At 68.8% G+C, this 26437-nt stretch carries 24 protein-coding genes and 1 tRNA gene; 16 read left to right on the top strand and 9 right to left on the bottom strand.

Features of this window, described 5'->3' with window-relative positions; genetic code table 11:
* Nucleotides 1–232 precede the first annotated feature (232 nt).
* Nucleotides 233–1063 carry a DeoR/GlpR family DNA-binding transcription regulator gene (locus tag BJQ95_RS00240; RefSeq protein WP_130177702.1) on the bottom strand — a complete coding sequence of 277 codons (831 nt, stop codon included), beginning with the start codon at nt 1061–1063 and terminating at the stop codon, nt 233–235.
* 124 nt (nt 1064–1187) lie between these two features.
* Here BJQ95_RS00240 and BJQ95_RS00235 point away from each other — a divergent pair, with 124 nt between their 5' ends.
* From BJQ95_RS00235 to BJQ95_RS00225, 3 genes are read left to right on the top strand one after another with little or no spacing between them, the layout of a single operon-like run.
* Nucleotides 1188–2549: an MFS transporter gene (locus BJQ95_RS00235; RefSeq protein ID WP_130177701.1), complete on the top strand. Its 1362-nt coding sequence runs from the start codon at nt 1188–1190 to the stop codon at nt 2547–2549.
* Between the two features lie 46 nt (nt 2550–2595).
* A complete protein-coding gene (locus tag BJQ95_RS00230; protein WP_130177700.1) occupies nt 2596–4140 on the top strand; it encodes a mannitol dehydrogenase family protein in 1545 nt (514 codons plus the stop codon).
* The gene (locus BJQ95_RS00225) at nt 4137–5573 is read left to right on the top strand and encodes a xylulokinase (protein ID WP_130177699.1); all 1437 of its coding nucleotides are present in this window, start codon (nt 4137–4139) and stop codon (nt 5571–5573) included. The genes BJQ95_RS00230 and BJQ95_RS00225 overlap by 4 nt, the downstream gene beginning before the upstream one ends.
* 132 nt (nt 5574–5705) lie before the next feature.
* On the opposite strand, the gene BJQ95_RS00220 is transcribed toward BJQ95_RS00225, so the two are convergent.
* Complete coding sequence (locus tag BJQ95_RS00220; RefSeq protein WP_240694734.1) at nt 5706–6614, bottom strand: LysR family transcriptional regulator; 909 nt, start codon at nt 6612–6614, stop codon at nt 5706–5708.
* Nucleotides 6615–6767: 153 nt separating this feature from the next.
* Between BJQ95_RS00220 and BJQ95_RS00215 the strand changes: the two genes are divergently transcribed.
* Genes BJQ95_RS00215 through BJQ95_RS00195 form a run of 5 tightly spaced genes read left to right on the top strand, consistent with a single transcriptional unit; the run spans nt 6768 to nt 11528 of the window.
* Nucleotides 6768–8156: an MFS transporter gene (locus tag BJQ95_RS00215; RefSeq protein WP_130177697.1), complete on the top strand. Its 1389-nt coding sequence runs from the start codon at nt 6768–6770 to the stop codon at nt 8154–8156.
* A complete protein-coding gene (locus tag BJQ95_RS00210) occupies nt 8156–8902 on the top strand; it encodes a 3-hydroxybutyrate dehydrogenase (protein ID WP_205750111.1) in 747 nt (248 codons plus the stop codon). The genes BJQ95_RS00215 and BJQ95_RS00210 overlap by 1 nt, the downstream gene beginning before the upstream one ends.
* 45 nt (nt 8903–8947) lie before the next feature.
* Nucleotides 8948–9688, top strand: coding sequence for a CoA transferase subunit A (locus BJQ95_RS00205; protein WP_130177696.1), 741 nt, complete (start codon nt 8948–8950; stop codon nt 9686–9688).
* Nucleotides 9685–10338, top strand: a complete 654-nt coding sequence (locus BJQ95_RS00200; RefSeq protein WP_130177695.1) for a 3-oxoacid CoA-transferase subunit B — start codon at nt 9685–9687, stop codon at nt 10336–10338. The genes BJQ95_RS00205 and BJQ95_RS00200 overlap by 4 nt, the downstream gene beginning before the upstream one ends.
* Complete coding sequence (locus BJQ95_RS00195) at nt 10335–11528, top strand: acetyl-CoA acetyltransferase (protein ID WP_130177694.1); 1194 nt, start codon at nt 10335–10337, stop codon at nt 11526–11528. Before BJQ95_RS00200 ends, BJQ95_RS00195 begins: the two co-directional genes overlap by 4 nt.
* Nucleotides 11529–11626: 98 nt before the next feature.
* Here the strand turns inward: BJQ95_RS00195 and BJQ95_RS00190 are convergent, their stop codons facing one another.
* Both BJQ95_RS00190 and BJQ95_RS00185 read right to left on the bottom strand, forming a co-directional pair.
* Nucleotides 11627–12484: a Cof-type HAD-IIB family hydrolase gene (locus BJQ95_RS00190; RefSeq protein ID WP_165384920.1), complete on the bottom strand. Its 858-nt coding sequence runs from the start codon at nt 12482–12484 to the stop codon at nt 11627–11629.
* Between the two features lie 217 nt (nt 12485–12701).
* Nucleotides 12702–13220, bottom strand: coding sequence for a DinB family protein (locus tag BJQ95_RS00185; RefSeq protein WP_130177692.1), 519 nt, complete (start codon nt 13218–13220; stop codon nt 12702–12704).
* Nucleotides 13221–13443: 223 nt separating this feature from the next.
* Between BJQ95_RS00185 and BJQ95_RS00180 the strand changes: the two genes are divergently transcribed.
* The 4 genes from BJQ95_RS00180 (at nt 13444) to BJQ95_RS00165 (ending at nt 18906) form a co-directional block, all read left to right on the top strand.
* Entirely contained in the window at nt 13444–14958 is a 1515-nt protein-coding gene (locus tag BJQ95_RS00180) for an MDR family MFS transporter (RefSeq protein WP_130177691.1), read from the top strand.
* A gap of 298 nt (nt 14959–15256) precedes the next feature.
* On the top strand, nt 15257–15988 hold the full coding sequence (locus BJQ95_RS00175; protein WP_130177690.1) for an HAD family phosphatase: 732 nt from the start codon (nt 15257–15259) through the stop codon (nt 15986–15988).
* Entirely contained in the window at nt 15985–18501 is a 2517-nt protein-coding gene (locus BJQ95_RS00170; protein WP_130177689.1) for a glycoside hydrolase family 65 protein, read from the top strand. Before BJQ95_RS00175 ends, BJQ95_RS00170 begins: the two co-directional genes overlap by 4 nt.
* A gap of 279 nt (nt 18502–18780) precedes the next feature.
* Complete coding sequence (locus BJQ95_RS00165) at nt 18781–18906, top strand: hypothetical protein (RefSeq protein ID WP_256041475.1); 126 nt, start codon at nt 18781–18783, stop codon at nt 18904–18906.
* Between the two features lie 12 nt (nt 18907–18918).
* On the opposite strand, the gene BJQ95_RS00160 is transcribed toward BJQ95_RS00165, so the two are convergent.
* Nucleotides 18919–19353, bottom strand: a complete 435-nt coding sequence (locus BJQ95_RS00160) for a DUF2269 family protein (protein WP_130177688.1) — start codon at nt 19351–19353, stop codon at nt 18919–18921.
* A gap of 185 nt (nt 19354–19538) precedes the next feature.
* Between BJQ95_RS00160 and BJQ95_RS00155 the strand changes: the two genes are divergently transcribed.
* A complete protein-coding gene (locus BJQ95_RS00155; protein WP_240694733.1) occupies nt 19539–20702 on the top strand; it encodes an alcohol dehydrogenase catalytic domain-containing protein in 1164 nt (387 codons plus the stop codon).
* 129 nt (nt 20703–20831) lie between these two features.
* On the opposite strand, the gene mtnN is transcribed toward BJQ95_RS00155, so the two are convergent.
* Nucleotides 20832–21611 carry a 5'-methylthioadenosine/S-adenosylhomocysteine nucleosidase gene (mtnN, locus tag BJQ95_RS00150; protein ID WP_130177686.1) on the bottom strand — a complete coding sequence of 260 codons (780 nt, stop codon included), beginning with the start codon at nt 21609–21611 and terminating at the stop codon, nt 20832–20834.
* Nucleotides 21608–22060, bottom strand: a complete 453-nt coding sequence (locus tag BJQ95_RS00145) for an S-ribosylhomocysteine lyase (protein WP_130177706.1) — start codon at nt 22058–22060, stop codon at nt 21608–21610. Before BJQ95_RS00145 ends, mtnN begins: the two co-directional genes overlap by 4 nt.
* A gap of 146 nt (nt 22061–22206) precedes the next feature.
* Between BJQ95_RS00145 and BJQ95_RS00140 the strand changes: the two genes are divergently transcribed.
* The gene (locus BJQ95_RS00140) at nt 22207–23583 is read left to right on the top strand and encodes a hypothetical protein (protein WP_130177685.1); all 1377 of its coding nucleotides are present in this window, start codon (nt 22207–22209) and stop codon (nt 23581–23583) included.
* Between the two features lie 12 nt (nt 23584–23595).
* Here BJQ95_RS00140 and BJQ95_RS00135 read toward each other — a convergent pair whose 3' ends face one another.
* The gene (locus tag BJQ95_RS00135; RefSeq protein ID WP_130177684.1) at nt 23596–24531 is read right to left on the bottom strand and encodes an aldo/keto reductase family oxidoreductase; all 936 of its coding nucleotides are present in this window, start codon (nt 24529–24531) and stop codon (nt 23596–23598) included.
* Nucleotides 24532–24798: 267 nt separating this feature from the next.
* Nucleotides 24799–24882: transfer RNA gene (locus BJQ95_RS00130), tRNA-Leu, on the bottom strand.
* 217 nt (nt 24883–25099) lie between these two features.
* Here BJQ95_RS00130 and BJQ95_RS00125 point away from each other — a divergent pair.
* The gene (locus BJQ95_RS00125; RefSeq protein WP_130177683.1) at nt 25100–25846 is read left to right on the top strand and encodes a DUF3662 and FHA domain-containing protein; all 747 of its coding nucleotides are present in this window, start codon (nt 25100–25102) and stop codon (nt 25844–25846) included.
* Nucleotides 25843–26436: an FHA domain-containing protein gene (locus tag BJQ95_RS00120; protein ID WP_130177682.1), complete on the top strand. Its 594-nt coding sequence runs from the start codon at nt 25843–25845 to the stop codon at nt 26434–26436. The genes BJQ95_RS00125 and BJQ95_RS00120 overlap by 4 nt, the downstream gene beginning before the upstream one ends.
* Nucleotide 26437: the final 1 nt, after the last annotated feature.

Raw genomic sequence — 26437 nt, 5'->3', positions numbered from 1 at the left:
GTGTGACCACATAGAACTCCGCAATGCGTATGCCCGACACTACGCTTCGATGCTGAAAGTTCCATTCGATTTTTTGCCGGTGTGGTGGCTTTCCCACAGCGCCACGGCCCGGGCGGTTCGGGCGTGCCAGGTGGGCGTGGCACCGCCCTGCGCCCAGGCCGGGGATGCCCGGACGCGGCCACCGCCGCCAGCTCTCGGGGGCCCGCCGCCCGCTCCATCAGAGTTGCGCTGTCTAGGGCTCGGGGGTGGGCACGTAATGCACAGCCACGTCAAGCCGGTCGAGCTGGTCCCGGTGCTCGGCCGCGAGGTCGGCACTCACGAGAATGTCGTCGAAAACGTCGAGGTTCACCACGTGGTGCAGCCCCTTGGCGCCGAACTTGGTCACGTCAACGAGCAGCACTTTGCGGTCGGCCATCTCGACCAGCGCCTGCTTGGTGCGGGCCGACTCGGCGTCGGGGTGGAAGAGTGCATCATTTTTCACCGAGGTGGTGGAAATGAACGCGACATCGGCGGAGATGCGCTTGATTTGCTCGATCACCACGGTGCCGAGAAACGAGTCCGTCTCCGGGTAATACTGACCGCCCAGGCCGAGCAGCTTGATCTCCGGATGCGCTCGGGTGAGGTCGTGCATCAGCGCCAGGGAATGGGTGATCACCGTTGACGGCGCCCGAGCGGCGAGCACCGGCAGTATCGCCGCGGCGGTGGTGGAGTCGTCGATGGCCACAACGTCGCCCGCCCGGATCAGCGCGGCGGCGGCCCGCGCCAGGGCCACCTTTTCCGCGACTTTGGTAGCTCGGCGAAGTCGCACGTCCCGCTCGAGGAAGGCGTGCGGCAGGGCACGGGCACCTCCCCGGATGCGCTCGATCCGACCCTCGCGGGAGAGCAAGTCGAGGTCTCGGTGGATGGTCATGGGGCTCACCGCAAAGGCCTCGGCGAGTTCTTCCGCCCTGGCGACGGAGTGGATGTCGATGTACCGCACGAGTTCGCCGCGCCGCGCCGCTGCGGTCAGGCCGTCGCGGGGGGACTGCGCCACATCGCGCTCCTCGGATGTCTCACCTTCCATGTTCACAATGATACGTCAGATTCCGCACTTCAGTCAGATTTATCATCAAGAATGATAATTATGGTAATAACTGTGTTACTTTTGGCGAATTGATTTTTGATGGCCCATCGTAAGGACGCGAATAATGGCATCACAGGCAACGCATAACCCGCCCACCGGATCGAAGACCGAGACCCGAGAGGGCATCCTCGACAGGCTCGGATTACCCCGCCCACTCATCTGGGGGTTCGTCGGACTGGCGCTTTTCATGATCGGCGACGGGGTCGAGACGAACATCCTCTCCCCGTTCCTCACCGGCGAACACGGCTTCTCCATCCCCCTGGTCGGCCTGCTCGTCACCGTCTACGGCGTTGCCGTGGCGATCGCGGCGTTCTTCTCCGCCGCCCTCTCCGACCTGTGGGGCCCGCGGCGGGTGATGATGATCGGCGCCGGCATCTGGGTGTTCTTTGAGCTCGCCTTCCTCATCCTGGCGCTCAACTCCAGCAATGTGGTGCTGATCTTCATCACGTACGGACTGCGGGGCTTCGGCTACCCGTTCTTCGCTTACGGTTTCCTGGTCTGGATCACCGCCACCGCCAATCCCAAGCGACTGGCCAGCTCGATCGGTTGGTTCTACGTGGCATTCACCGCGGGCCTGCCCACCCTCGGCGCTCTGGTCGCCACCAGCACCCTGGACATCTTCCACCTGTCGATGTTCCAGACCCTCTGGGTGTCGCTGGGACTGGCGGCGCTGGGCACCGCCGTCGCGTTGATCGGCGTCAAGGAGAAAATCGGCCGCGCCCCCCTGGTGACCAATTCCGACGAGGTCTTCACGGTTCTCACCTTCGGCCTCAAACTGCTGGCCACGAAGCCCAAGGTGCTGATGGTCATGCTCACCCGCATGATCAACTCGATCCCCACCTACGGCATGGCGATCTTCTTCCCCGCCCTGTTCGTCGACAGGTTCCACTGGAGCATCGGCCAGTTCCTCATCCTCACCACGGTCATCTACGCGGTGAACATCCCGTTCAACCTGTTCTTCGGCTGGCTCGGCGACCGCAACGGCTGGAGCCGCACGGTCACCTGGTACGGCGCCGTGCTCTGCGCCGTGTCGATGCTGGGCCTCTACGTGGTGCCGGACTTCGCGATCAGCCAGGGTTGGCCGTTCGCCTACGCCCTCACCCTGCTCGTCGGTGCGATCTTCGGCATCGGCCTGGCCGGCTTCGTGCCGCTCTCGGCCATCGCCGTCTCCCTGGCCCCCCAGCAGCCGGGCGCCGCCATGAGCTCGTACAACCTCGGCATCGGCGCCGCCGTCTTTGCCGGCCCGCTGCTCGTCGCCCTGCTCTACAGCAGCCTCGGAGCCTTCGGCCTCGTCGTGCTCTTCTCCGCGCTCTATCTCGTCGCTGCCGCGATGTCCGCAGCGCTGCGCGGCACCCAGCCCGGCTTCGACGGCGTGCCGCCGGCCATCGGCATCCGGGAAACGGAGATGGACCTCCTCACCCGCTAGCGCGTCAACCCCACCGATTGTTGCAACACCAAGCAAGGACAAGACAATGACCGCATCGAACACTCCCACCACCGCCCTCCGCCCCGAGAACCTCGCCACCCTGGCCGCGACCGTCACCGTTCCCGGCTACGAGCGCGCCGGCCTCACCGCCGGCATCATGCACTTCGGCGTCGGCGGTTTCCATCGCGCGCACCAGGCGCTCATGATCGACGACCTGCTCGGTCAGGGCCTGGCCCGCGACTGGGCCATCTGCGGCATCGGCGTCCTGCCCGGCGACGCCAGGATGCGCGACGTGATGCGCTCCCAGGGCGGCCTCTACACCCTGGTCGAGAAGCACGCCGACGGCCACCTCGAGGGCCGGGTGATCGGCTCGATCATCGACTTCATGTTCGCCCCAGACGACGTCGAAGCCGTGATCGAACGGATGGCGAGCCCTGGCGTGCGCATCGTGTCCCTCACCGTCACCGAGGGCGGTTACAACATCCACCCCGTGACCGGGGCTTTCGACCTCACCAACCCGCAGGTCGCCGCGGACCTCGAGCCCGGCAGCAGGCCGGCCACCGCGTTCGGCATCACGGTCGAGGCCCTGCGCCGACGCCGCGACCGCGGTATCACCCCGTTCACGGTGATGTCTTGCGACAACCTGCAGAACAACGGTGAAGTGGCCCACCGCACCTTCGTCGCCTTCGCCGCCGCAAAAGACCCGGAGTTGTCCGCCTGGATCGACGCCGAGGTCGCCTTCCCGAACTGCATGGTCGACCGGATCACCCCCGGCACCACCGACGCCGACCGCACCCTCGTCGCCGACACGTTCGGCGTCACCGACGACTGGCCCGTGGTCTGCGAACCGTTCTTCCAGTGGGTGCTGCAGGACACCTTCACCGACGGACGCCCGCCGCTGGAGCAGAGCCGCACCCAACTCGTCGCCGACGTCGAGCCCTACGAGCTGATGAAGCTGCGCCTGCTCAACGCCAGCCACCAGGGCCTGTGTTACTTCGCTCATCTGATGGGCTACCGGCTGGTGCACGAGGCAGCCGGTGACCCGTTGATCGCCGAGTTCCTGCGGGCCTACATGGACCGCGAGGGCACCCCGACGCTCAAGCCGGTTCCCGGGATCGACCTCGAGGCCTACAAAGCGGACCTGATCGAACGGTTCTCCAACCCGAGCGTGCGCGACACCGTGGCGCGGCTCTGCAACGAGTCCTCTGACCGCATCCCGAAGTGGCTGCTGCCGGTCGTCAACGACCAGTTGGCCGCCGGCGGCCAGGTTGAGCTCTCCGCCGCGATCGTGGCGAGCTGGGCCCGTTACGCCGAGGGTGTCGACGAGCAGGGCGCGCCGATCGATGTGTGCGACCGCATCAAGGAGCGCGTCATGGCGAGCGCGGCCGGTTACCCGATCGACAGCCACTCCTTCCTCCGCGACCGCGACCTGTTCGGCAGCCTGATCGAGAGCGAGATCTTTGTGACCGAGTACGACCGGGCGCTGGGCCTACTGCACAGCGTGGGCGCCCGCCGCACCCTGGAGATCCTGCTGGGGTCAGACCGGGACGTCGTCGTCGCATCCGTCCCCGAGAGCCTCGGCGCCCGATGACCTTGGTCGCGGGTGTGGATTCCTCCACCCAGTCCTGCAAAATCGTCATCCGCGATGCCACGACCGGCGCGCTCGTGCGCACCGGCCGGGCCTCGCATCCCGACGGCACCTCGATCCACCCGGATCGCTGGTGGCACGCCCTACAGGTGGCGATCACCGACGCGGGCGGCTTGGCCGATGTCTCGGCACTGGCCGTCGGCGGGCAACAGCACGGAATGGTGGCGCTCGACTCCACCGGAGCCGTGGTGCGGGACGCCCTGCTCTGGAACGACACCCGGTCGGCCCAGGCCGCCCTCGACCTCATCGCCGAACTCGGCGACGGCGACCCCGTGGCCGGCGCGGCGGCGTGGGCGAGCATCATCGGCTCGGTTCCGGTGGCATCGCTCACCGTCACCAAGCTGCGCTGGCTGCGCGACGCCGAGCCGCTGAACGCGGGGCGGGTGGGCGCGGTGGCCCTGCCGCACGACTGGCTCACCTGGCGTTTGGCCGGAAACGGCGCCGGGTCGGGGGCAGCGGGGCTGGCCTGCCTCACCACCGACCGGTCGGATGCCTCTGGCACCGGCTACTGGTCGCCGATCGACGAAGACTACCGGCGCGACCTGCTGATCCTGGGCCTCGGCCACGACACGGTGCTGCCGACGGTGATCGGGCCCGGTGCCATCGCCGGCCAGACCCCCGGCGGCATCGTGCTCGGTGCCGGCGCCGGCGACAACGCCGCGGCGGCCCTTGGCCTCGGCCTGTCCGAGGGTGACGTGGCGATCTCGATCGGCACCTCCGGTGTGGTTTCGGCGATCTCCGCCACCCCCACGACGGATGCCAGTGGACTGGTCACCGGGTTCGCCGATGCGACCGGCGCCTTCCTGCCGTTGGCCTGCACCCTGAACGCCGCCCAGGTGCTCGACGCAGCCGCCCGAATGCTCGGCGTGGACCATGCCGGGCTCAGCGCCCTGGCGCTCTCGGCGCCGGCCGGGTCCGACGGCCTCGTGCTGATCCCGTACCTCGAGGGCGAGCGCACCCCGAACCGGCCCAACGCCACCGGTGCCCTGCACGGGCTGCGGAACGTGAACACCACCCCGGCGCACTTCGCCAGGGCCGCCGTGGAGGGCATGCTTTGCGCCATGGCCGACGGCCTCGACGCGCTGCGCGACCAGGGCGTGCCCGTTCACCACGTGTTCCTGATCGGCGGCGGCGCCCAGTCCGAGGCGGTACGACGCCTCGCCCCCGCCGTGCTCGGCCTCGACGTCACCGTGCCGAGCCAGGGCGAGTACGTCGCCGACGGCGCCGCGAGGCAGGCCGCCTGGGCCCTGCTCGGCGGCGACCGACCACCGGCCTGGGCGCTCTCCCACAGCGACACCTACCGCGCGACGCCCACCCCTGGGGTGCGTGACCAGTACGCGGCCGTCCGCGACCTCACGGCCACCCGCCCCGCCTGATCCACCCGCACGCCCGCGAGCGGCGAGCGGCGCCCGAGAATTCGACTCTGTCGGGGGCTTCAGCTCACGGCTCGCGGGTTCGTGCCGGGCGCTGGACGCTGTCGGCGTCGAGAGTCCAGCCGAAGGCGGGACTCAGCCGCGGAGCGCCGAAGCCACCGTCACCATTTGCGACCGCAGCGCCTCCACCACGACCGAGATCACCGGCTGGCGCTGCGCCTCGGGCCGCAGCACCATCCAGTACGGCAGTTCCTCGGCGAACTCCGTCGGCAGCACCCGCATCAGGTCGTCGTGCCGGTCGGCCATGAAGCAGGGCAGCAGGCCGATACCGCCGCCCACCCGGGTGGCTTCGATCTGCACGAACACATTCGTCGAACTCAGCGAGCCCCGCATGGTGGGCACCCGCCGGCGGGGCGCATCCAGATCGTCCACCTGCAGCATCGAGTCGACGAAGTAGACCAGTGGATGCTCCACCAGCTCGGCCACGTCGGCCGGCGTGCCGTTCCGGGCCAGGTACTCCCGCGACGCGTACATTCCCAGGGTGTAGCGGCCGAGTTCGAACGCCTCGGCCCGATGCGCCTGGGGCCGGCCGACCACCACCTCGATGTCCAGGCCGGAGCGGTGCTGCAGCGCCTGACGGGTCACCGTGACGATTTCCACCCGCAGCCCCGGATGCGTGCGCTGCAGGTCGACAACGGCCGGGGCCGCGATGAACGCGCTGAAGCCATCCGTCGCGCTCAACCGCACCACCCCGGAGAGCTCCCCGCCGTCCGCCTGCCCGCCCAACAGATCGAGGGCAGCCTCCACGTTCTCGGCCGCGCGCACCGCCCGGGTGCCCAGGTCCGTGAGCTCCCAGCCTCCCGCCGTACGGGAGAGCACCCGACCGGCCAGCGCCGCCTCCAGGGCCGCGATGCGCCGGGAGATTGTGGTGTGACTGAGGCCGAGGGATTCGGCGGCGGTGGTGAAGCGGCCGGTCCTCGCCACGGCGAGCAGCACCAGCAGGTCGTCGGGATTGGCCGGGGTGGCGACGCGAGAGTCGGTCATATCTGCAATTATGCACATCCGGAGTGGTGAAGTGGTCATTGCCGCAGCCAAGGGGAGACGGAATACTCAGGGGAGCCGTTCGCGGCCCCTCGCGTGCAGAACGACGAGTCCTTCCCCCATCCAGTGTCAATGCCGATACTCAAGGAGATCCCCATGAGCGCGAACTCGCGTGTCACCACCGCCACAAGCGGCCCCTCCCCCACCAGCGAAACCTCGGGCCTGAAGAAGGTCGTTGCCGCCTCCATGGTCGGCACGGTCGTCGAGTGGTACGAATTCTTCCTCTACGCCACGGCGGCGAGCCTGGTCTTCGCCACGGTCTTCTTCCCCAACGCGGGCAGCCAGCTCGACGGCATCATCGCCGCGTTCCTTACCTATGCGGTGGGCTTCATCGCCCGGCCGCTTGGCGGCATCGTCTTCGGCCAGATCGGCGACCGGCTCGGCCGCAAGCACACCCTGCAGCTCACCATCGTGCTGGTCGGTGTCGCGACCTTCCTGATGGGCTGCCTGCCCGGCTTCGACACCATCGGCTACTGGGCGCCCGCTCTGCTGGTGGCGTTGCGCTTCATCCAGGGCTTCGCCGTCGGCGGCGAGTGGGGCGGCGCCGTGCTGCTCGTGGCCGAGCACAGCCCGAACCAGTCCCGCGGGTTCTGGTCCAGCTGGCCGCAGTCCGCCGTGCCGGTGGGCAATCTGCTCGCCACGCTGGTATTGCTGACCATGTCCTGGACCCTGCCCGCCGACCAGTTCCTCAGCTGGGGCTGGCGCGTGGCGTTCTGGCTCTCCGCGATCATCGTCGTGGTCGGCTACTACATCCGCACCCACGTCAGCGAAGCACCGATCTTCCTCGAGGCCCGCGCCCAGGTGGAGGCCGACAAGGCCACCAACTACGGTGTGCTCGAGGTGGTGCGCAAATACCCGAAGGGCATCCTGGGCGCCATGGGCCTGCGCTTCGCCGAGAACATCCTGTATTACATCATCGTGAGCTTCTCGATCGTGTACCTGGTCACCGTGCACGAGTACAACACCAGCAGCCTGCTGCTGGCGTTGCTGATCGCCCACGTTGTGCACTTCCTGGTGATCCCGCAGGTCGGCCAGCTCTCCGACCGCCTCGGTCGCAAGCCCGTCTACCTCGCCGGCGCCATCCTCGGCTCCACCTGGGCGTTCTTCGCCTTCCCGATGTTCGACACCCAGAACCCGGCACTGATCGTGCTGGCGATCACCATCGGGCTCTGCTTCCACGCGCTGATGTACGCCGGCCAGCCCGCGATCATGGCCGAGATGTTCCCCACCCGGATGCGCTACTCAGGCGTCTCGCTCGGCTACCAGGTCACCTCGATCCTGGCCGGATCGATGGCCCCGATCATCGCCACGGCGCTGCTCAAGGAATACAACTCCTGGCTGCCGGTGGCCATTTACGTGGCCGCGGCGTGCGCCGTCACCCTGGTGGCCGTGGTGACCCTCAAGGAGACCCGCGGCATCTCCCTGCGCGAGGTCGACAAGGTGGATGCCGAGAAGCACGGCCTGACCCCCGTCGGCAGCCTCTGATGGTCAGCGACCTCTCCGGCCAAACAGCCGTCATCACCGGCGGCGCCGGCGGCATCGGTGCCGCCTGCGCGGCGGCCCTGGCCGCCCAGGGCGCCCACGTGATCGTCGCCGACCGGGATGCCGAGGCCGCCGAGCGGGTGGCCGGGGAGGTCCGGGGCGAGGCCTGGGTCGTCGACCTGCTCGACACTGCCGCGCTTGACGAGCTCGTACTCGAGGCCGACATCCTGGTCAACAACGCCGGGTACCAGACCATCAGCCCCATCGAGGCGTTCGACCCGGCGGAGTTCCGCCGGATGCAGACGCTCATGGTGGAGGTGCCGTTCCTGCTGATCCGGGCCGCCCTGCCGCGCATGTACGCCAAGGGGCATGGACGCATCATCAACGTCTCCTCGGTGCACGGGCTGCGCGCCTCCGCGTTCAAGTCCGCCTACGTCACCGCCAAGCACGGCCTCGAGGGCCTGTCCAAGGTGACCGCGCTCGAGGGCGGCGACCACGGGGTCACCAGCAATTGTGTCAACCCGGGCTATGTGCGCACGCCCCTGCTCGAACGCCAGATCACGGCACAGGCCGAGGCGCACGGCATCCCCACCGATGAGGTGATGCACGAGGTGATCCTGGCCAAGAACGCGATCAAACGGCTTGTCGAACCCGCCGAGGTCGCCGCCCTGGTGGCATTCCTCGCTTCCCGCGAGGCGGCCATGGTCACCGGCTCGTCGTACCTGATGGACGGCGGCTGGACCGCCTGAGCGATCCCGCCCATCCTGCCCCACCGTGACCCAGAGGAGACTCCGATGACAACACTGCACCTCAGCGCCGCCGAGGCCTTGGCCGGCACCCTCACCGACGGCTGCGTGCTCGCGGTCGGCGGTTTCGGCCTCAGCGGCATCCCCGCCGACCTGATCGAGGCCGTGCGTGACTCCGGCGTGAGAGGCATCACCGTGGTCTCGAACAACATGGGCGTCGACGGCCTGGGCCTCGGCCTGCTGCTCGAGGCCGGTCAGGTGCGGAAGGTCATCGCCTCCTACGTGGGCGAGAACAGGCTCTTCGCCGAGCAGTTCCTCGACGGCCGCCTCGAGGTGGAGTTCAGCCCACAGGGCACCCTCGCCGAGCGGCTGCGGGCCGGCGGTTCGGGCATCCCCGCGTTCTACACCAAGACCGGGGTGGGCACCCAGGTGGCCGACGGCAAACCGCACGCCGACTTCGACGGTCAGCGCTACGTGCAGGAACGCGCGATCGTTGCCGATGTGTCCCTGGTTCGCGCGCACACCGCCGACACCGCCGGCAACCTCACCTACCGTTACACCGCCCGCAACTTCAACCCGGTGGTCGCCACGGCCGGCCGCCTCACCATCGCCGAGGCCGAGCACATCGTGCTGGCCGGCGAACTCGACCCCAACCGGGTGATCACCCCCGGTGTCTACGTGCAACGCCTCGTGCCGGCCACGACCCGCGAGAAGCCGATCGAGCAGCGCACCGTGCGCCAGCGCGACACCGTCAACACCACTTTCAGCCCCGAGGGAGCACTGCGATGAGCTGGACCCGCGACGAGATGGCCGCGATCGCGGCCGCCGAGCTGGAGGACGGCGACTACGTCAACCTCGGCATCGGCATCCCCACCCTGGTGGCCAACAACCTGCCCGCCGGGGTGCAGGTCACCCTGCAGAGTGAGAACGGGCTGCTGGGCATGGGCCCGTTCCCCTTCGACGGCGAGGAAGACGCCGACCTGATCAACGCGGGCAAGCAGACCGTCACGATCCTGCCGGGCGGGGCGGTGTTCGACTCCGCCACCTCGTTCGGCATGATCCGCGGCGGCCACGTCAAGGTGGCCATCCTCGGCGCCATGCAGGTCTCCGGCGCCGGCGACCTGGCCAACTGGACCATCCCGGGCAAGATGGTCAAGGGCATGGGCGGCGCGATGGACCTCGTCGCCGGCACCCCCCGCGTGGTGGTGCTCACCGAGCACGTCGCCCGCGACGGCTCCGCCAAGATCGTCACCGAGTGCACCCTGCCGCTCACCGGCGTGGGCGTGGTCGACCGCATCATCTCCGACCTCGCCGTGTTCGACATCACGGATGCCGGCCTGCAGCTGGTCCGTCTCGCCCCCGGCGTCACCGTCGAGCAGTTGCGCGACTGCACCGAGGCTGCCTTCACGGTGGATGCCGCGGCGGAGGCGATCGCATGAGCCTCGCCACACAGTTCGGCACCGACGTGCTGCTCACCGGCTGGGGGCACAGCCGGTTCGGCAAGCTCACCGACGACACCCTCGAGTCCCTCATCGTGCAGGTCACCCGGGAGGCCATCGCCGGCGCCGGCATCGACGCCGCCGAGATCGACGAGGTCTACCTGGGCCAGTTCAACTCCGCCCTGGTTCCGCTGGCGTTCCCGTCCTCGCTGGTATTGCAGGCCGACCCAGTGCTGGCGAACGTGCCGGCCACCCGGGTCGAGAACGCCTGCGCCTCCGGGTCGGCCGCCCTCCAGCAGGGCGTGAAGTCGCTGCTGGCCGGCACCGCCAAGACCGTGCTGGTGATCGGTGCCGAGAAGATGACCCACGCCTCGGCCGACCAGGTCGGGTCGGCGCTGCTCGGCGCGGACTACGACCTGGCCGGCACACCATCCAGCACCGGGTTCGCCGGCCTGTTCGCCGTGGTGGCCGACGCCTACGCCGAGCGGTACGGCGCGATCGGTGATGTGCTCGGCTCGATCGCCGCGAAGAACCACCGCAACGGCGTGGCCAACCCGTACGCACAGCTGCGTAAGGACCTCGGTGAGGAGTTCTGCCGCACCGTGTCGGAGAAGAACCCGATCGTGGCCGGGCAGCTGCGCCGCACCGACTGCTCGCCGGTCTCCGACGGCGCCGCCGCGGTGATCCTCAGCACGGATGCCCGCCGCGGCTCCGGCGCGGCCACCGACCCGGTGCGCCTGGCCGGCTTCGGCCAGGCCAACGACTTCCTCCCGGCCGCCCGGCGCGACCCCACGGCGTTCGCGGCGACCCGGGTCTCGTTCGAGCGGGCGCTGTCGATGGCCGGGGTCGGCCTGGACGACATCGACTTCGCCGAGCTGCACGACTGCTTCACCATCGCCGAGCTGGTGCTCTACGAGGCCATGGGACTCACCATGCCGGGTCAGGGCCGCCGGGCCATCGACGAGGGCTGGGTGGCGCCGGGCGGCCGGCTGCCGGTCAACCTGTCCGGCGGGCTCAAGGCCAAGGGGCACCCGGTGGGCGCCACCGGGGTTTCGCAGCACGTGGTCTCGGCCATGCAGCTCACCGGTACCGCCGGCGACATGCAACTGCCCGGCGCCCGACGCGCCCTGGTGCAGAACATGGGCGGCGTCGGCGTGGCCAACTACGTCAGCATCCTCGAGGCGGTCTAGCCGCACCGCCGCGCTAACAGTTCCCCGTGCGGACAAGTGGCCCCGGTGTGCCGGGTGCACTTGTCCGCACGGGGAACAGTTACGGGTGCTAACGCGAGCTAGATCAGGCCGTGGCGGCGGAACGCGTTCCAGACCCCGTCATCGAGCACGCTCGTGGTGACCTCGTCAGCGTGCGCCTTCACCGCATCCGTGGCGTTGCCCATGGCGATGCCCACGCCGCAGACCTGCAACATCTCGATGTCGTTATTGCTGTCGCCGATTCCAATGGCGGATGCCGCACCCAGGCCGAGCCTGTCGAGCAACTGCAGCAGCGTCGAGCCCTTGTTGACCCCGCCGAGGGTGACTTCGCCGCTGCCCTTGCCCATGTGCGGGATGGTGCCGGTGATCACGTGGAAGTCGCCGCTGAGCGCCGCACTGACCCGGTCGAACGCGGTGAGGTCGCCGGCCAGGAACACCGACTTCGCAATCCCGGTGAAGCTGAGTGGGCGCACGTCGGCGAAGGCCTTCAGTGCGGGGTGCTCGTCGGCGTCGGTCACCGAGGCGAGGTCGGTGCGGGTTTCGCCCTTGCGCTCGCTGTCGTCGTCGAGGTACCTCGCGAAACGGTTCCGCACCCCGGGGCTCGGGTACAGCTCATCAAAGGCCTGCAGGTAGAAGTCGTACCCGGACTCCTCGTAGAAGTCGACCATTCGCTCCACCGCCGCTTCGGGCATCGTGCGCTTGATGACCAGTTCGTCGCCGATCTCGGCAAAGCCGCCGCCTGCGCTGATGGCCCCGTCGAAGCCGATATCCCGGATCCGGGGGTAGATCTCCACGCTCGCCCTGCCGGTGCTCAGGTAGACCAGGTGCCCGTTGGCCCTGGCGGTCTGCACCGCCTCGATGGTGGAATCGGCGATCACCTCGCCCGAGTCGATGAGGGTGCCGTCCACGTCGAGGAAGGCGATGCGGGGCGAAATCATGTGGAGCTCCAAACGAGGCGGTCTCCGGGGGACCAGCATCCCCAAGACCACCCAAGGTGTACAACGTGTCTCTCGACGCTAGCGCGTGAGGCTGGCACCGTTCGACCGAATGACCTCGGCGTACCAGTCGAAGGCCCGCAACTGTTCCCCGTGCGGACGAGTGGTCCCGGTTCGCCGGGTGCACTTGTCCGCATCGGCAACAGTCAGGCCGCCGCAATCAGCCGGCGACGTCGTACAGGTGATGGGTGGGGTCGTGCGCGAAGTACTGGGCCAGCGTGGTCACGCTGAACCGGGCGCCGTCGCTGCGGCGGCCGGTGCGCTGCCGGTCGGCGGGCGGCACCGCGGCGAAGTTGTCGGCGACGGCTGCCGCGGCCGCGGCCAGCTGGGCCGCCACGGCCTGCGGGTCCTGCTCGTTGTAGCGCTCGGCCACGGCCGTGGCATCCTGGTCCCAGTTCGCGAACAGCGGGTCGTCCTCGCCGAGGATCAGGCTAAGCCGGGTGTCGAAGATACGGAACACATCGCGCACGTGGGCCGCGTACTCCAGCGCCGACCAGGTCGCCGCGTCGGGCCGCACCGCCGCATCCGGTCGGGCAAGCACGGGCGCCCAGGCGGCCGCGTTCGCCCGCACGAGGGCGGGAACGTCGTCGTAGTCGAGGTCGGCGGCGGAGAATCCGCACTCGGGACACGGGTGCTCGAGCACCCAGGTCCAGTCCTTGGTGTCGGGGGTGATCGGCATTCCCCCAGCGTAGGGACGTTTCTGTGGCCGGAGGGCGCTGGCGCCTGCCAATCCTCGGCGATCTGCTGCCAACCCGGGCCGGCCACAACTGTCCCCCGTACGGACATCTGCACCCGGTGCGCCGGACGCAAATGTCCGATTCGGGAACATATCAGGCGCGTTCTGGTTATGGCATGGGTACCTCATACCGGGGTCGCACCAGTGCCCGTTCGTTAGGACCCCGATGACCGACTCTGTCACCACCAGCACCGCCGATGCACCGACCGGCAACGCACCGACCGGCAACGCAGCGACCAGCAACACACCGGATGCCGCCGGCACCAAGCTCGTCATCTCGCTGCTGCTGGTGTCTGCGTTCGTTGTGATCCTCAACGAAACCATCATGGGTGTGGCGCTGCCGCACCTGATGAAGGACCTGAACATCACCGCCGGCGCCGCCCAGTGGTTGACCACCGCGTTCATGCTCACCATGGCCGTCGTGATCCCGATCACCGGGTTCCTGCTGCAGCGGTTCAACACCCGCCCGGTCTTCCTGGCCGCGATGACACTGTTCAGCACCGGCACGTTCATCGCCGCGATCGCGCCGGGCTTCGAGGTGCTGATCCTGGGCCGGGTGGTGCAGGCCATGGGCACGGCCATCATGATGCCGCTGCTGATGACCACCGTGATGACCCTGGTGGCGCCCGCCGCCCGCGGCAAGACCATGGGCAACATCTCCATCGTCATCTCGGTCGCCCCGGCGATCGGCCCCACCATCTCGGGCCTGATCCTCAGCGTGCTCGACTGGCGCTGGATGTTCCTCCTGGTGCTGCCGATCGCCCTCGGCTCCCTCGTGCTCGGCGCCGCCCGCATCAAGAACGTCACCACTCCCACCAAGGTGCCCCTCGACGTCATCTCGGTGATCCTCTCGGCGTTCGGTTTCGGTGGCCTGGTCTACGGCCTGAGCAACCTGGGCGAATCCGCCACCGGCAGCGCCGCGGCCGGCCTGGTGCCGCTGGCCATCGGCGCCCTGGCGATCGCCCTGTTCGTCTGGCGCCAGATCGCCCTGCAGCGCGCCGACCGGGCCCTGCTCGACCTGCGCACCTTCGTTTCGCGCACCTTCACCTTCGCTATCGTGATGCTGGCCGTGAGCATGATGGCCCTGTTCGGCACACTGATCCTGCTGCCGATCTACATGCAGACGGTGTTGGGCCTGGATGCGCTCACCACCGGCCTGCTGCTGCTGCCCGGCGGCCTCACGATGGGCCTGCTCGCCCCGTTCGTCGGCCGCTTCTTCGACAGGTTCGGCCCCACCGTGCTGCTCGTTCCCGGGTCGATCATCGTCAGCGGTGCGTTCTGGTTCCTCACCATGCTTACCGCGACGACCCCGGTCTGGTGGGTGCTGGTGGCCCACGTGGCCTTGAGCTTCGGGCTGGCGTTCCTGTTCACCCCGCTGTTCACGTCGGCGCTCGGCTCCCTCAAGCCCGCGCTGTACTCGCACGGCAGCGCCATCGTCGGCACCGCCCAGCAGCTGGCCGGCGCGGCGGGCACGGCGCTGTTCGTCACGGTGATGTCCTCGACCGCGGCCACGCAGATCGCCAACGGCGCCGGCGAGATCGCCGCCACCGCGGCGGGCACCCAGAGCGCGTTCCTCTACGGCGCGATCATCTCGCTCTTCGCGATTCCACTGGCCTTCTTCATCCGCAAGCCGGCGGTGTCGGTCACCGGCACACACGACGCCCCGACCATGGCGCACTGAGCAGAGGTTGGCCGCCCAATGCGCCCGTTCGGCGAATTGGCAACAGAACGTTAACACGCGGACACCACACCGGACAGATCGAAGTTCTAGGATCGATGTGCACCGCACGACGGCTCCCTGCCCCGGAGCCGCCGGCGGCTCCGGAAGATTTCGTGATCGCCGGGGCAAGTGACAAGCTCGACTACCCGGTTTTTAGCCATCTCTTCACGCAACTACCAAGCAGGGCACCATATTGACTTCCCCCCACTCCCCCCTTTCGCCAGCTGAGACCCGAGACCGGGTTCTCACCGCGCGCGGCGTGCTTTTCGACCTCGACGGCGTGCTCACCCCCACCGCCGAGGTGCACATGAGCGCCTGGTCGAGGCTGTTCACGCCGTTCCTGGACTCCCGTGGCGTCAAACCGTATACGGATGCCGATTACTTCGGCTACATCGACGGCAAGCCCCGATACGACGGCGTGCGATCGCTGCTCGCTTCCCGCGGCCTCTCGCTGCGCGACGGTGACCCGTCGGACGCGCCGGAACTGGAGACCGTCTGCGGTCTCGGCAACCGCAAGAACAAGGCCTTCAACGAAACTCTCGCCGAGGACGGCGTCAGCCCGTATCCCGGTTCGCTCAGGTTCCTCGACGCCGTCGTCGCTGCCGGCCTGCAGGTGGCCGTGGTCACCAGCTCCCTCAACGGCGAGATGGTCCTCACCGCGGCGGGCCTCCGCGACAGGTTCGAGATTGTCGTCGACGGTGTGCGTGCCCGCGCCGAGAAACTGGCCGGCAAGCCCGCGCCTGACACCTATGCCTTCGCCGCCGAGCTGCTCGGCCTCACCGCCGCGGAGTGCGTCGTCGTCGAAGACGCCGAATCCGGCATCCAGTCCGGCCGGGCCGGCCACTTCGGGCTGGTGCTCGGCGTCGACCGCGGCGTCGGATCCCACGTTCTGCTCGAGGCCGGCGCCGATACCGTCGTGGCCGACCTCGATGAGCTGCTGCCATTGATCGGCAGCACCGTCCTGTCCCCCGAGAGCGAAGTGCACGCATGACCCTCGACGCCGCCATCCAGAACCTCGCCGACCCGCTGGACCGCAGCCGGTTCCCGCTGGACGAGTGGGCCCTGGTCGAAACCGAGTTCTCCGGCGACGACATGGGCCGCACCGAGACCATCTTCGCCGTCGGCAACGGCTACCTGGGCCTCCGCGGCAACGTCGACGAGGGCCGCGACGGCCACGTTCACGGCACCTTCATCAATGGGTTCCACGAGACCTGGCCGATCCGGCACGCCGAAGAGGCGTTCGGTTTCGCCCGTGTCGGCCAGACCATCGTCAACGCCCCGGATGCGAAGATCATCCGCATCTATGTCGACGACGAGCCGTTGGTGCTCACCCTGGCCGAGCTGCTCAGCTACGAGCGCCGGCTCGACTTCGCCGACGGCATCCTGTCGCGCTCGCTGGTCTGGCGCACGCCGTCGGGCAAGCAGGTGCTCATCCGCTCGCGCCGGATGGTCTCGTTCACCGAACGCCACCTCGCCGTGCTCGAGTACGAGGTCACCATGCTCGACGCGGACGCCTCCGTCGTCATCTCCAGCCAAACCCTCAACCGGCAGGACGGCATCGGCGAGTACGACCGGCCCAAGTCCGGCTCCGCGAACGACTGGGATCCCCGCCGCGCCGAGATGTTCACCGACCGGGTGCTGCAGCCACGGTTCAAGCGCGCCAACAACGGCCGCTACATCCTCGGCTTCCGGTGCACCAACTCGGGCATGACCATCGCCACGGCGTCCGACCACTCGATCGACACGATCAACGACTTCGACGAGTCGTCGCAGCTGGGCGACGACCTCGCCAAGCACGTGTACAAGGTCAAGGCCAAGATGGGCAACTCCATCCGCATCACCAAGCTAATCAGCTACCACACCTCCGCCGGCGTGCCCACGCACGAGCTCGCCGACCGCTGCGACCGCACCCTGGACCGTGCCAGGGAGACCGGCGTCGCCGAGCTCATCCAGGAGCAGCGCGACTGGCTCGACGCGTTCTGGGCCCGCACCGATGTCGAACTGCCCGACCAGCCTGCCCTGCAGCAGGCGACCAGGTGGAACTTCTTCCAGCTCGCCCAGGCGTCCATGCGCGCCGACGGCCAGGGCGTCTCGGCCAAGGGGGTGTCCGGCTCCGGGTACGGCGGGCACTACTTCTGGGACACCGAGGTCTACGTGCTGCCGTTCCTCACCTACACGTCGCCGAACGCGGCGCGTAACGCCCTCCGGTTCCGGCACGGCCTGCTCGACCACGCCCGCGCCCGCGCTACCGAGCTCAACCAGCTCGGCGCCCTGTTCCCGTGGCGCACCATCAACGGCCTCGAATCCAGTGCCTATTACGCGGCCGGCACGGCGCAGTACCACATCGACGCCGACATCTCCTATGCGCTCAGCCAGTACGTCGCGGCCACCGGCGACGAGGACTTCCTCGCCCGCGAAGCCATCGACATCCTGGTCGAAACCGCGAGGATGTGGGCCGACCTGGGCTTCTGGCGCGGCAACGGCAATGACGTCTTCCACATCCACGGCGTCACCGGGCCCGACGAGTACACCACCGTGGTCAACGACAACCTGTACACGAACATCATGGCGCGCTCCAACCTGCGCGCCGCGGTGAAGAGCGTGCGCCGGCTGCTGTCGACGGACCGGGCCTCGTTCGACTCGATGGCGGCCCGCCTCAAGCTCGACGAGGCCGAGGTGATGGAGTGGTCCTTCGCCGCGGAGGCGATGCACATCCCCTTCGACCGCAACCTCGGCATCCACCCGCAGGACGCCCAGTTCCTCGAGAAGGAACGGTGGGACCTCGCGGCGACGCCGCCGGAGAACCGGCCGCTGCTGCTGCACTACCACCCGCTGGTGATCTACCGCTTCCAGGTGCTCAAGCAGGCCGACGTGGTGCTGGCTCTCCTGTTGCAGGGCGACCAGTTCACCCCGGAAGAGAAACGGGCCGACTTCGACTACTACGACCCGCTGACCACGGGCGACTCGACACTGTCGGATGTCGTGCAGTCGATCATCGCCGCCGAGGTGGGTTACCACGAGCTCGCGCTGAACTACTTCACCTCCGGGCTGTTCGTCGACCTCGCCGACCTGCACCACAACGCGGCCGACGGTGTGCACGTCGCATCCGCCGGTGGAGTGTGGAGCGCTCTGGTGATGGGGTTCGGTGGCCTGCGCGACCACAGCGGACGCATCACGCTCGACCCGCGCCTGCCGGCGGACTGGGATGAGCTGATCTTCCGGGTCACGCTCAAGGGCAGCCGTCTGCGCGTGGCAGTCACCCAGACCAGCGTGCACCTCAGCATCGAGGAGGGCACGGAGGCTCGCCTGACCGTTCGCGGCCTGCAGGTCGTCGTGACGGCCGGACAGCCGGAAACGATTCCTCTGTCGCACCAGGGCGCCCGCGACCCCGGGGCTCCCACGGCGGCGCTCATCGAGAGCAGCCGACGTGCCGACGGCACCGTCATCACCTCGTCGATCCCCACGATCGCGCACATCACCGAGCAGATGCCCACGCTCGACTAGCGTTCGTATCGGTCAGGGCCGCGCCTCCTCTCGCCTGGCGAGCGGATGCGCGGCCCTGTTGCGTGGCCAGCGTCGACGGCGTCGAGGCGCTGCAAGCATCCGACAGGTGGAACAGCATGGTCACCAACCGGCCCCGCCTGGGGGCCCGGCCGGCCTCACCCCGAGGTGCCCCACTGGCTGAGCCGGGCGCACGAAACCGCGTGACCTGCGCCGGGTGACCGTCGTGTCAGCGGGCGCGGGATGCATAACTCCTGCGATTGTTCTGACGACGGGTTCCGGATGCCGGAATCACGCGGATATGTCCAGCCGCGGCGAGAATCTGCAGGAGTTATGCTCGCCACCGGCGACGAGGAGGAGGAGGAGGAGGAGGAGGAGGAGGAGGAGGAGGAGGAGCGTGTCGGATAAGCGGGATGAAGGTCAAGGCCTTAAGACCATGAGAACGGTCACGCCGACCAGCAGCAGGGTCACGATGCCGGACCCGGCGGCGATCCGCGGGTAAACGGCCAGCCGGGCGGTGCCGGACGCGTTCGCCGTCACCTCCTCGGCCGCGGTGCGGAGCGCCGGCACGACGAGGAACAGGTTGATTCCGAGCGCGATCGCGTAGAGCACGATGGACAGCCAGATCCAGGTCGACGCGAACGACGCCCGCTCGCTCATCCCCAGCGCGCCGAAACCGAATAGCGCCACCAGCAGGGAGAGCAGCGTGAAGAGGTTCACCGACTTCGCCAGCACCGTGATCGGTCCGGCCTCCCGGGCGCGGAGGGCCCGAAGCCCGGTCATCGGCAGGATGGCCATCGGGCCCACGATGAAGACGGCGGCGACGATGTGCAGAAGCTCGAGTGTGGTGTCCATGTGCACACCCTAGAACGGATGCGCCGCCGGGGTAGCTGGCCGGCGCCGCACCTGTTTCCCGTCGCGGACAAATGGTCCCGGCGCACCGGGCGCAAAAGTCCGAAGCGGCAACAATTGCGCCGATACCGGATGCGCCGGGCGGGCTCGGGGATACTAGGGGGGTACCCGTCACCGAGGAGATCACCGTGGATTCCGACACCGTCGTCGCAGCCGTTCCGCCCGCCGAGCAGGCCCGACCGCCACTCTCCATCCGCGGGGCCGTCCTGAGGACCACCGGAGCCGCCAGGCCCTACCGGGTGTCGCGGCCCCTGGAGATCCTCGACCTGCAGCTCGAACACCCTGGTGCAGGCGAGATCCTCGTCAAGATCGAGGCCGCCGGCCTCTGCCACTCGGATCTCTCGGTGGTCAACGGCAGCCGGGTGCGTCCCACGCCGATACTGCTCGGCCACGAGGCGGCCGGCCGGGTCGTGGAGCTGGGCGCCGGGGTCGACGACCTCCGGGTTGGCCAGCGCGTCGTGATGGCGTTCCTGCCCCGCTGCGGTGACTGCGCCGGCTGTCATACCGACGGCAAGCTGCCCTGCGTCCCCGGCAGCGCGGCGAACAACGCGGGCACCCTGCTCGGCGGCGCCGGGCGGCTCGAGCATGACGGCAGCCCGGTCAACCATCACCTCGGCGTTTCGGCGTTCGCCGACCATGCCGTCGTCAACCGGTTCTCGGTGGTGCCGGTCGACGACGACGTGCCGCCGGACATCGCCGCCGTGCTCGGCTGCGCGGTGCTCACGGGCGGCGGCGCCGTCATCAACGCCGGCCGGCCACGCCCCGGCGACACCGTCGCGATCGTCGGCCTCGGCGGTGTCGGCATGGCCGCGCTGATCACCGCGCTCTCCCTCGACGTCGCCGGGGTCATCGGCATCGATTCGGTGCCCGCGAAACTCGACCAGGCCCGCAGGCTCGGCGCCGGCGCGGTGTACACGCCGGCGGAGGCGCTCGAGCAGGGCATCCGGGCGACCGTGGTCATCGAGGCGGCCGGGCATCCCCGCGCCTTCGAGACCGCTGTGCGCATCACCGCGGCCGGCGGAACCACGGTCACGGTGGGGCTGCCCGCGCCCGATCAGCTCGCGTCGGTGTCCCCGCTCACCATCACGGCGGAGGCACGCACGATCATCGGCAGCTATCTGGGCTCCGCCGTGCCTGCCAGGGACATTCCGTTCTACGCGGAGCTCTGGCGGACGGGCAGGCTGCCCGTGGAAAGCCTGATCTCCAGCCGCATCGGGCTCGAGGACATCAACGAGGGCATGGACACCCTCGCCGACGGCAACGCCGTGCGCCAGATCATCCTCTTCGACTGAGCCGCGCCCGGCCCCGCCCGCAAGCCCCGCCCGCAATTGTTACACCTGCGGACAACTGCACCCGGCGTACCGGGCGCACTTGTCCGCACGGGGCACAGCTGGTCGTGAACGGGGCCGGCCGGGCCGGTGCTAGAGGTGCCGCAGGGTCTCCAGCACCACCACGGCCGAGCGCTCGGCCGCGTCGTCCACGTGGGTGAGGTGGTCGCCCACCGGTCCGCACAGATCCGAGATGCCGCGGATGGCGACGAACGGCACCCCGTGCACGAAGCAGGTCTGCGCGATGCCCACGGATTCCATGTCGGTGCAGAGCACTCCGGGGAACAGCTCGCGCAGGCTCTCGGCGAGCTCGGCGCCCACGAACTTGTCGTTGGAGACCATCAGGCCGCGCTGCACGACCAGGGGCGACCCGTCGGGCATCCGGGTCGGCGTTTCGGCGGCGTCCAGGGCCGCGTCCGCACCGGCGTACCGGGCCGGCATGCCGGGCACCTGGCCGAGCGCGTAGCCGAACGCTTGCGCGTCCGCGTCGCTGTTGAGGCAGTCGCTGCCGATCACGACCTCGCCGACCCGCACGTCCACGCCCACACCGCCGGCCGACCCGGCGCTGATCACCAGCGGTGCGGCCCCTGGGTCGGTCGCCCGGGCGGCGAGAATCGCGGATGTTGTCGCCCCGGCCGCGTTGACCAGGCCGATGCCGCCCTGCACGAGCAGCACCTCGCGCCCGGCCAGGGTGAGCCGGTACTGCAGGGCCTTGCCCACGGTGACCGGTGCTGACGAGACGGTTGCCGCGGCCAGGAACGGCGCGGCCTCCTCCGCCATCGCGACCATGATGATCGCGGCGGGGCTGGTCGGGCCGGGGCTGCCGGTGCCGGCTGCCCTGGTGTCGGCTGCCCTGGTGTCGACACGGCTCATGCGGTGACGTTCGCCCAGCCCGCGCGGCCGGCCAGGAACACCGTCACGGCCTCCTGCGCGGCGCTGAGCGAGTGGTTCGCGCCCCAGCCGCACTGCACCTCGTTGGCCGCTGGCACCTCGGTGGCGCCGAGGATGTCGGTCATGGTGGCCTCGATCAGCTCGAGAACCTCGGCGAACTCCGGCTGGCCCTGCAGGATCAGGTAGAAGCCGGTCTGGCAGCCCATCGGCGAGAAGTCGACGACCCGGGCCGAGTGGTTGCGGGAGTGCTCGGCGAACAGGTGCTCGATCGAGTGCACCGCCGGCATCTCCAGATGGGCCACATTGGGCTGGGTGAACCGCACGTCGTACTTGACGATGACGTCGCCCAACGGCAGCACCTTGGTGTCGGCCAGGCGCACGTAGGGTGCGACGACGGTGCGGTGGTCGAGGTTGAACGACTCGACGTTCATGCGTGGCTGGTTCACGTGAGCTCCCTGCAAGATGGTGCCGGCCCGGTGCCGGGCGACCAATCGACAGTAACAGGATGCGTCATACTGGCACCCTTGGCGAGTAGCCGGGGGGATTCGGGGGAAGCCATGCACACCCACTCGAGCCGATGCTAACGCGCCGGCGCCACCGGGCTGTCGCGGGCGCGGTGCTGCTCACCCTCGCCGCGGCCCTGTCCGGGTGCAGCCTGCTGACACACCCGCCGGCCGAGGTCACGGCCGCGATCGATAGGGCGACGCAGGCGATCCGTCAGAGCGCCGGCGTGGCCGGCGCGACCTCTGAGATCCGCCCCCGCGACCTCAAGGACGGCGGGCCGTTGTCGAACCCGGGCGCGTGGACGGCCACCATCACCATCGACGCCGACGAATCCGGTGTGGATGTGCGCGCCCTGGCCGAATCGGTCGGGCGGAACGCCGCCATCGGCACAGTTTCCACGACCGCTCTGCTGCGGATCCCGGGCGAGGACGGCGCCGCCGATGCACAGTTCAACTTCACCCCGCTTCCCGATGCCACCAATATCATCACCGAACCCGACGAGATGGCCGACGCTGTGCTCGCCCTGCGCGACCTGCCGGGAGCCCGGTCGGTCGCCGTGTTCGACCACGGCGACCCGGCCACCGTCACTGCCGGCGCCGACCGCTGGGCCGACCTCACGGCCTCGGTGCGGGCCCTGCCCGACTTCGGCCTCAACGCCCTGTCCGCGCTCACCCTGCACAGCGGGCAAGACGGGAACGAGCGCGGGGAAGCCTCACTCACCCTCGACGCGGCCTCGCCGAGCCTCGATTTCGTGCGGTTTCTCGGCGAGCTCAGCGCTGACCGGGCCGTCGATTCCGTCAAGTTCACCGGCATCGACGTCCGGCGGGACCTCGCCGCGCAACGGCCGGAGCTGCACGCGGTGGTGTCCACAACCGGCGACGTCGACACCGTCGCCGGGATGCTCACCGCTCTTGATGACTCCCAGACCACGGTCGACGGAGTGCCGCGCGCCTCCTTCACGGTCTCCACCCGCAGCAACGCCGCCCCGACCGAAACCGGCTACCTGGGCCTGCCACCAGGCTCCGCGGAGCCCGACGACCGCTTCTTCAGCACCCCGAACCCCGCCGCCGACGACGCCTTCGACCCGGCGGCCGCGGCCGACCAGCTCCAGCGCGACCGCGCCGTGGTGACCGCCCTGCTGGATGCCGCCGGCGACGCCGCGGGCATCCGCGGGCCCGCGACGGTCACGATCGGGCCCTGCGCCACCGGCGCCAACCAGCAGGTGCAGGGCTCCGTCGTGATCCCCATCTTCGAGATCGCGGACAGCGCCGACGAGGCCTTCGACGCCATCACCACCGGCTGGGAGCGCCAGGGAATCCGGAAGTCCGACCGCGCCATGGGAACGGATTTCTACTCGGCGGCCGACAAGAGCCTCGACACCCTCTCCATCCGAGGCGGCACGGAGGGCATCTCGATCACGGTCGCCGCGCGCTGCGTGCTGTCCGGGTAACCGACGCGGCGCTCAGGGCACCCGGTAGCCCGCGGCGCGGAACAGTTCGTACCACTCGGCGCGGGTGAGCGGGATCTCCGAGCCCAACGCAGCCCCGGCGACCCGCTCGGGGCTGGTGGTGCCGAGCACGACCTGCATCTGCGCGGGGTGGCGGGTGATCCACGCGGTGGCGATGGCGATCGCGGGCACGTCGTAGGCCGCGGCGAGGCGGTCGATGACCGCGTTCAGCTCGGGGTACTCCGGGGAGCCGAGGAAGACCCCGGTGAAAAAGCCGGCCTGGAACGGTGACCAGGCCTGCACGGTGATGTCGTTCAGCCGGCAGTAGTCCAGGATCCCGCCGCCGTCGAGGATGAGGGACTGCTGCTCGCCGGCCATGTTCGCGGCCACGCCCTGCGCCACGATCGGCGCGTGCGTGATGGACAGCTGCAGCTGGTTGGCCACCAGCGGCTGGCGCACGTACTTCTTGAGCAGGTCGATCTGTCGCGGGGTGTGGTTGGAGACGCCGAAGGCGCGCACCTTGCCGGCGGCTTCCAGCTCGTCGAAGGCCCGCGCGACCTCTTCGGGCTCAACGAGCGCGTCCGGGCGGTGCAGCAGCAGGATGTCGATGTGGTCGGTCTGAAGCGCGGCCAGGGAGCCGTCCACAGATTCGATGATGTGCTCAGAGGAGAAGTCGAAGTATGGCCCCTCCCCCACGATCCCGGTCTTGGTCTGGATGGTCAGCTCGTCGCGCTGAGACGGCGTCAGCTGCATCGCCTCGGCGAACCGGCGCTCACAGCCGTGCAGCGCGCTGCCGTAGACGTCGGCGTGGTCGAGGAAGTCGATACCGGAGTCACGGGCGGTGCGCACCAGTTCGCGCACCTCGTCGTCGGTCTTGTCCTGGATCCGCATCAGGCCGAGCACAACGTTCGGGGCGACGATCTCGGTACCGGGCATGGTGAAACGCTTCACAGTGGTCCTCTCAGGTGATCCACGGGCGGCGGGTGCTGCACGATCGGGCATCTCGCGCCGCCATGGTGTGTTTTCCACCGTACGGACGCGCAGACCAGAAGTACAACAACATGTATCGATGCCATTGAGAAGCCGGGGCAGTCAATCCATCACCGAGGCGGGTGGCTGGGATGCGCCCTGACCCTCCCGAAATGGCGAAAGGCCCCCGGTTTCCCGGGGGCCTTACTGTTCGCGCAGATTATTCATCCATCGTGCACGTACCAACCGTGCGCGAGGGGGGACTTGAACCCCCACGTCCTTTCGAACACTGGCACCTGAAGCCAGCGCGTCTGCCAATTCCGCCACTCGCGCGAACTTTGAAATCCTAGCATTCCGTGGGACCGAAACGCCATTCGAGCGTGTGCGGGTCGGTACTGCCGCCCAGAGGAGCCGTAACACTACCCCGATTAGTGGTCCGGCCCTAGTACCCCCGTAGGATGACTTCCCGTGCCCTGACCCACCCATTGGGCGAGTTAACACGTGAGGCAAGTAACATGCTCATAGCCAAACGGACCGGATCGGGAGACCTGTGGGCATACTGGACAACTTTGAGAAAGGTCTTGAGCGCGCCGTAAACGGTGCTTTCGCCAAGACCTTCAAGTCGGGCGTGCAGCCGGTGGAAATCACCTCAGCGCTGCGTCGTGAGCTCGACACCAAAGCCGCGGTCGTGTCGCGCGACCGCATCCTCGCGCCCAATCGCTTCACCGTGCGTCTGGCCCAGCCCGACTTCCGGCGCATGTCCGATCTGGGCCCCGCCCTCATCGACGAACTCGGCCAGCTCGTGCAGCAGCACGCATCCTCGCAGGGCTACCAGTTCACCGGCGTCGTCTCGATCACCCTCGCCAACGACCCCGGTCTCAGCGAGGGCATGGTACAGATCGACTCCACCTCGGTGAACGGCTCCGTCGCCTGGACCCCGGTCGTGGACATCAACGGTCACCGCCATCAGCTCGTCAAGTCCCGCACGGTCATCGGCCGCGGCTCGGACGCCGACATCACCATCGACGACTCCGGCACCTCCCGCCGGCACGTCGAGATCATCTGGGACGGAACCCGCGCCCAGGTGCGCGACCTCGGTTCCACCAACGGCTCGCAGCTGAACGGCTCTCCCGTCAAGCAGGCCATCCTCGAGCCCGACTCGGTCATCACCATCGGGCGCACCAGCATCGTCTTCAGGGTCGTCGCCCAGGCCGGTACCGAACGCTCCGAGGCGCGCCGGGTCGACGAATCCACCCAACGGCACGACATGGGCGGGTTCTGGGGGCCGAACACATGAATCCCAGTGAACTGACCCTGCTGGTCCTGCGTCTGGCCTTCCTGCTGGTGCTGTGGCTGTTCATCTTCGGCATCGTCTACGCCCTGCGCAGCGATCTGTTCGGCCAACGGGTGCGCAAGATGTCCACGGATGCGCCCGCAGCGGCCGCCGTGCCGTTCGCCACCCCGCCGCCCGCCCCGGTGCCCGCCGGAGCGTTCGCCCAGGCGCCGGCAGCGGCGGCCTCCGCGCCCACCGAGCAGTTCTCCCGCCAGAAGGCCGCACCGCTGCCGCCAGCCGGGCCGGAGAAGGCCACCACGCAGAGCGCCACCCGCCTGGTCATCACCTCAGGGCCCAAGGCCGGCACCGAGTTCCCGCTCGGCTCCGAACCCATCACCATCGGCCGCTCCAGCGATTCCAGCCTGGTCATCCGTGACGACTACACCTCCACCCACCACGCGCGGCTGATGCTCTGGCACGACGACTGGATGGTTCAGGACCTCGATTCCACCAATGGCACCTTCCTCGACGGCAAACGTGTTGCCGTGCCGACGTCGGTGCCGTTGAACACCACCGTGAAAATCGGCGCGACCAGCTTCGAGCTTCGGCGGTAAT

The sequence above is a fragment of the Cryobacterium sp. SO1 genome, assembly GCF_004210215.2.
Lineage (GTDB): Bacteria > Actinomycetota > Actinomycetes > Actinomycetales > Microbacteriaceae > Cryobacterium.
This window is presented reverse-complemented; position numbering and strand designations above follow the sequence as displayed.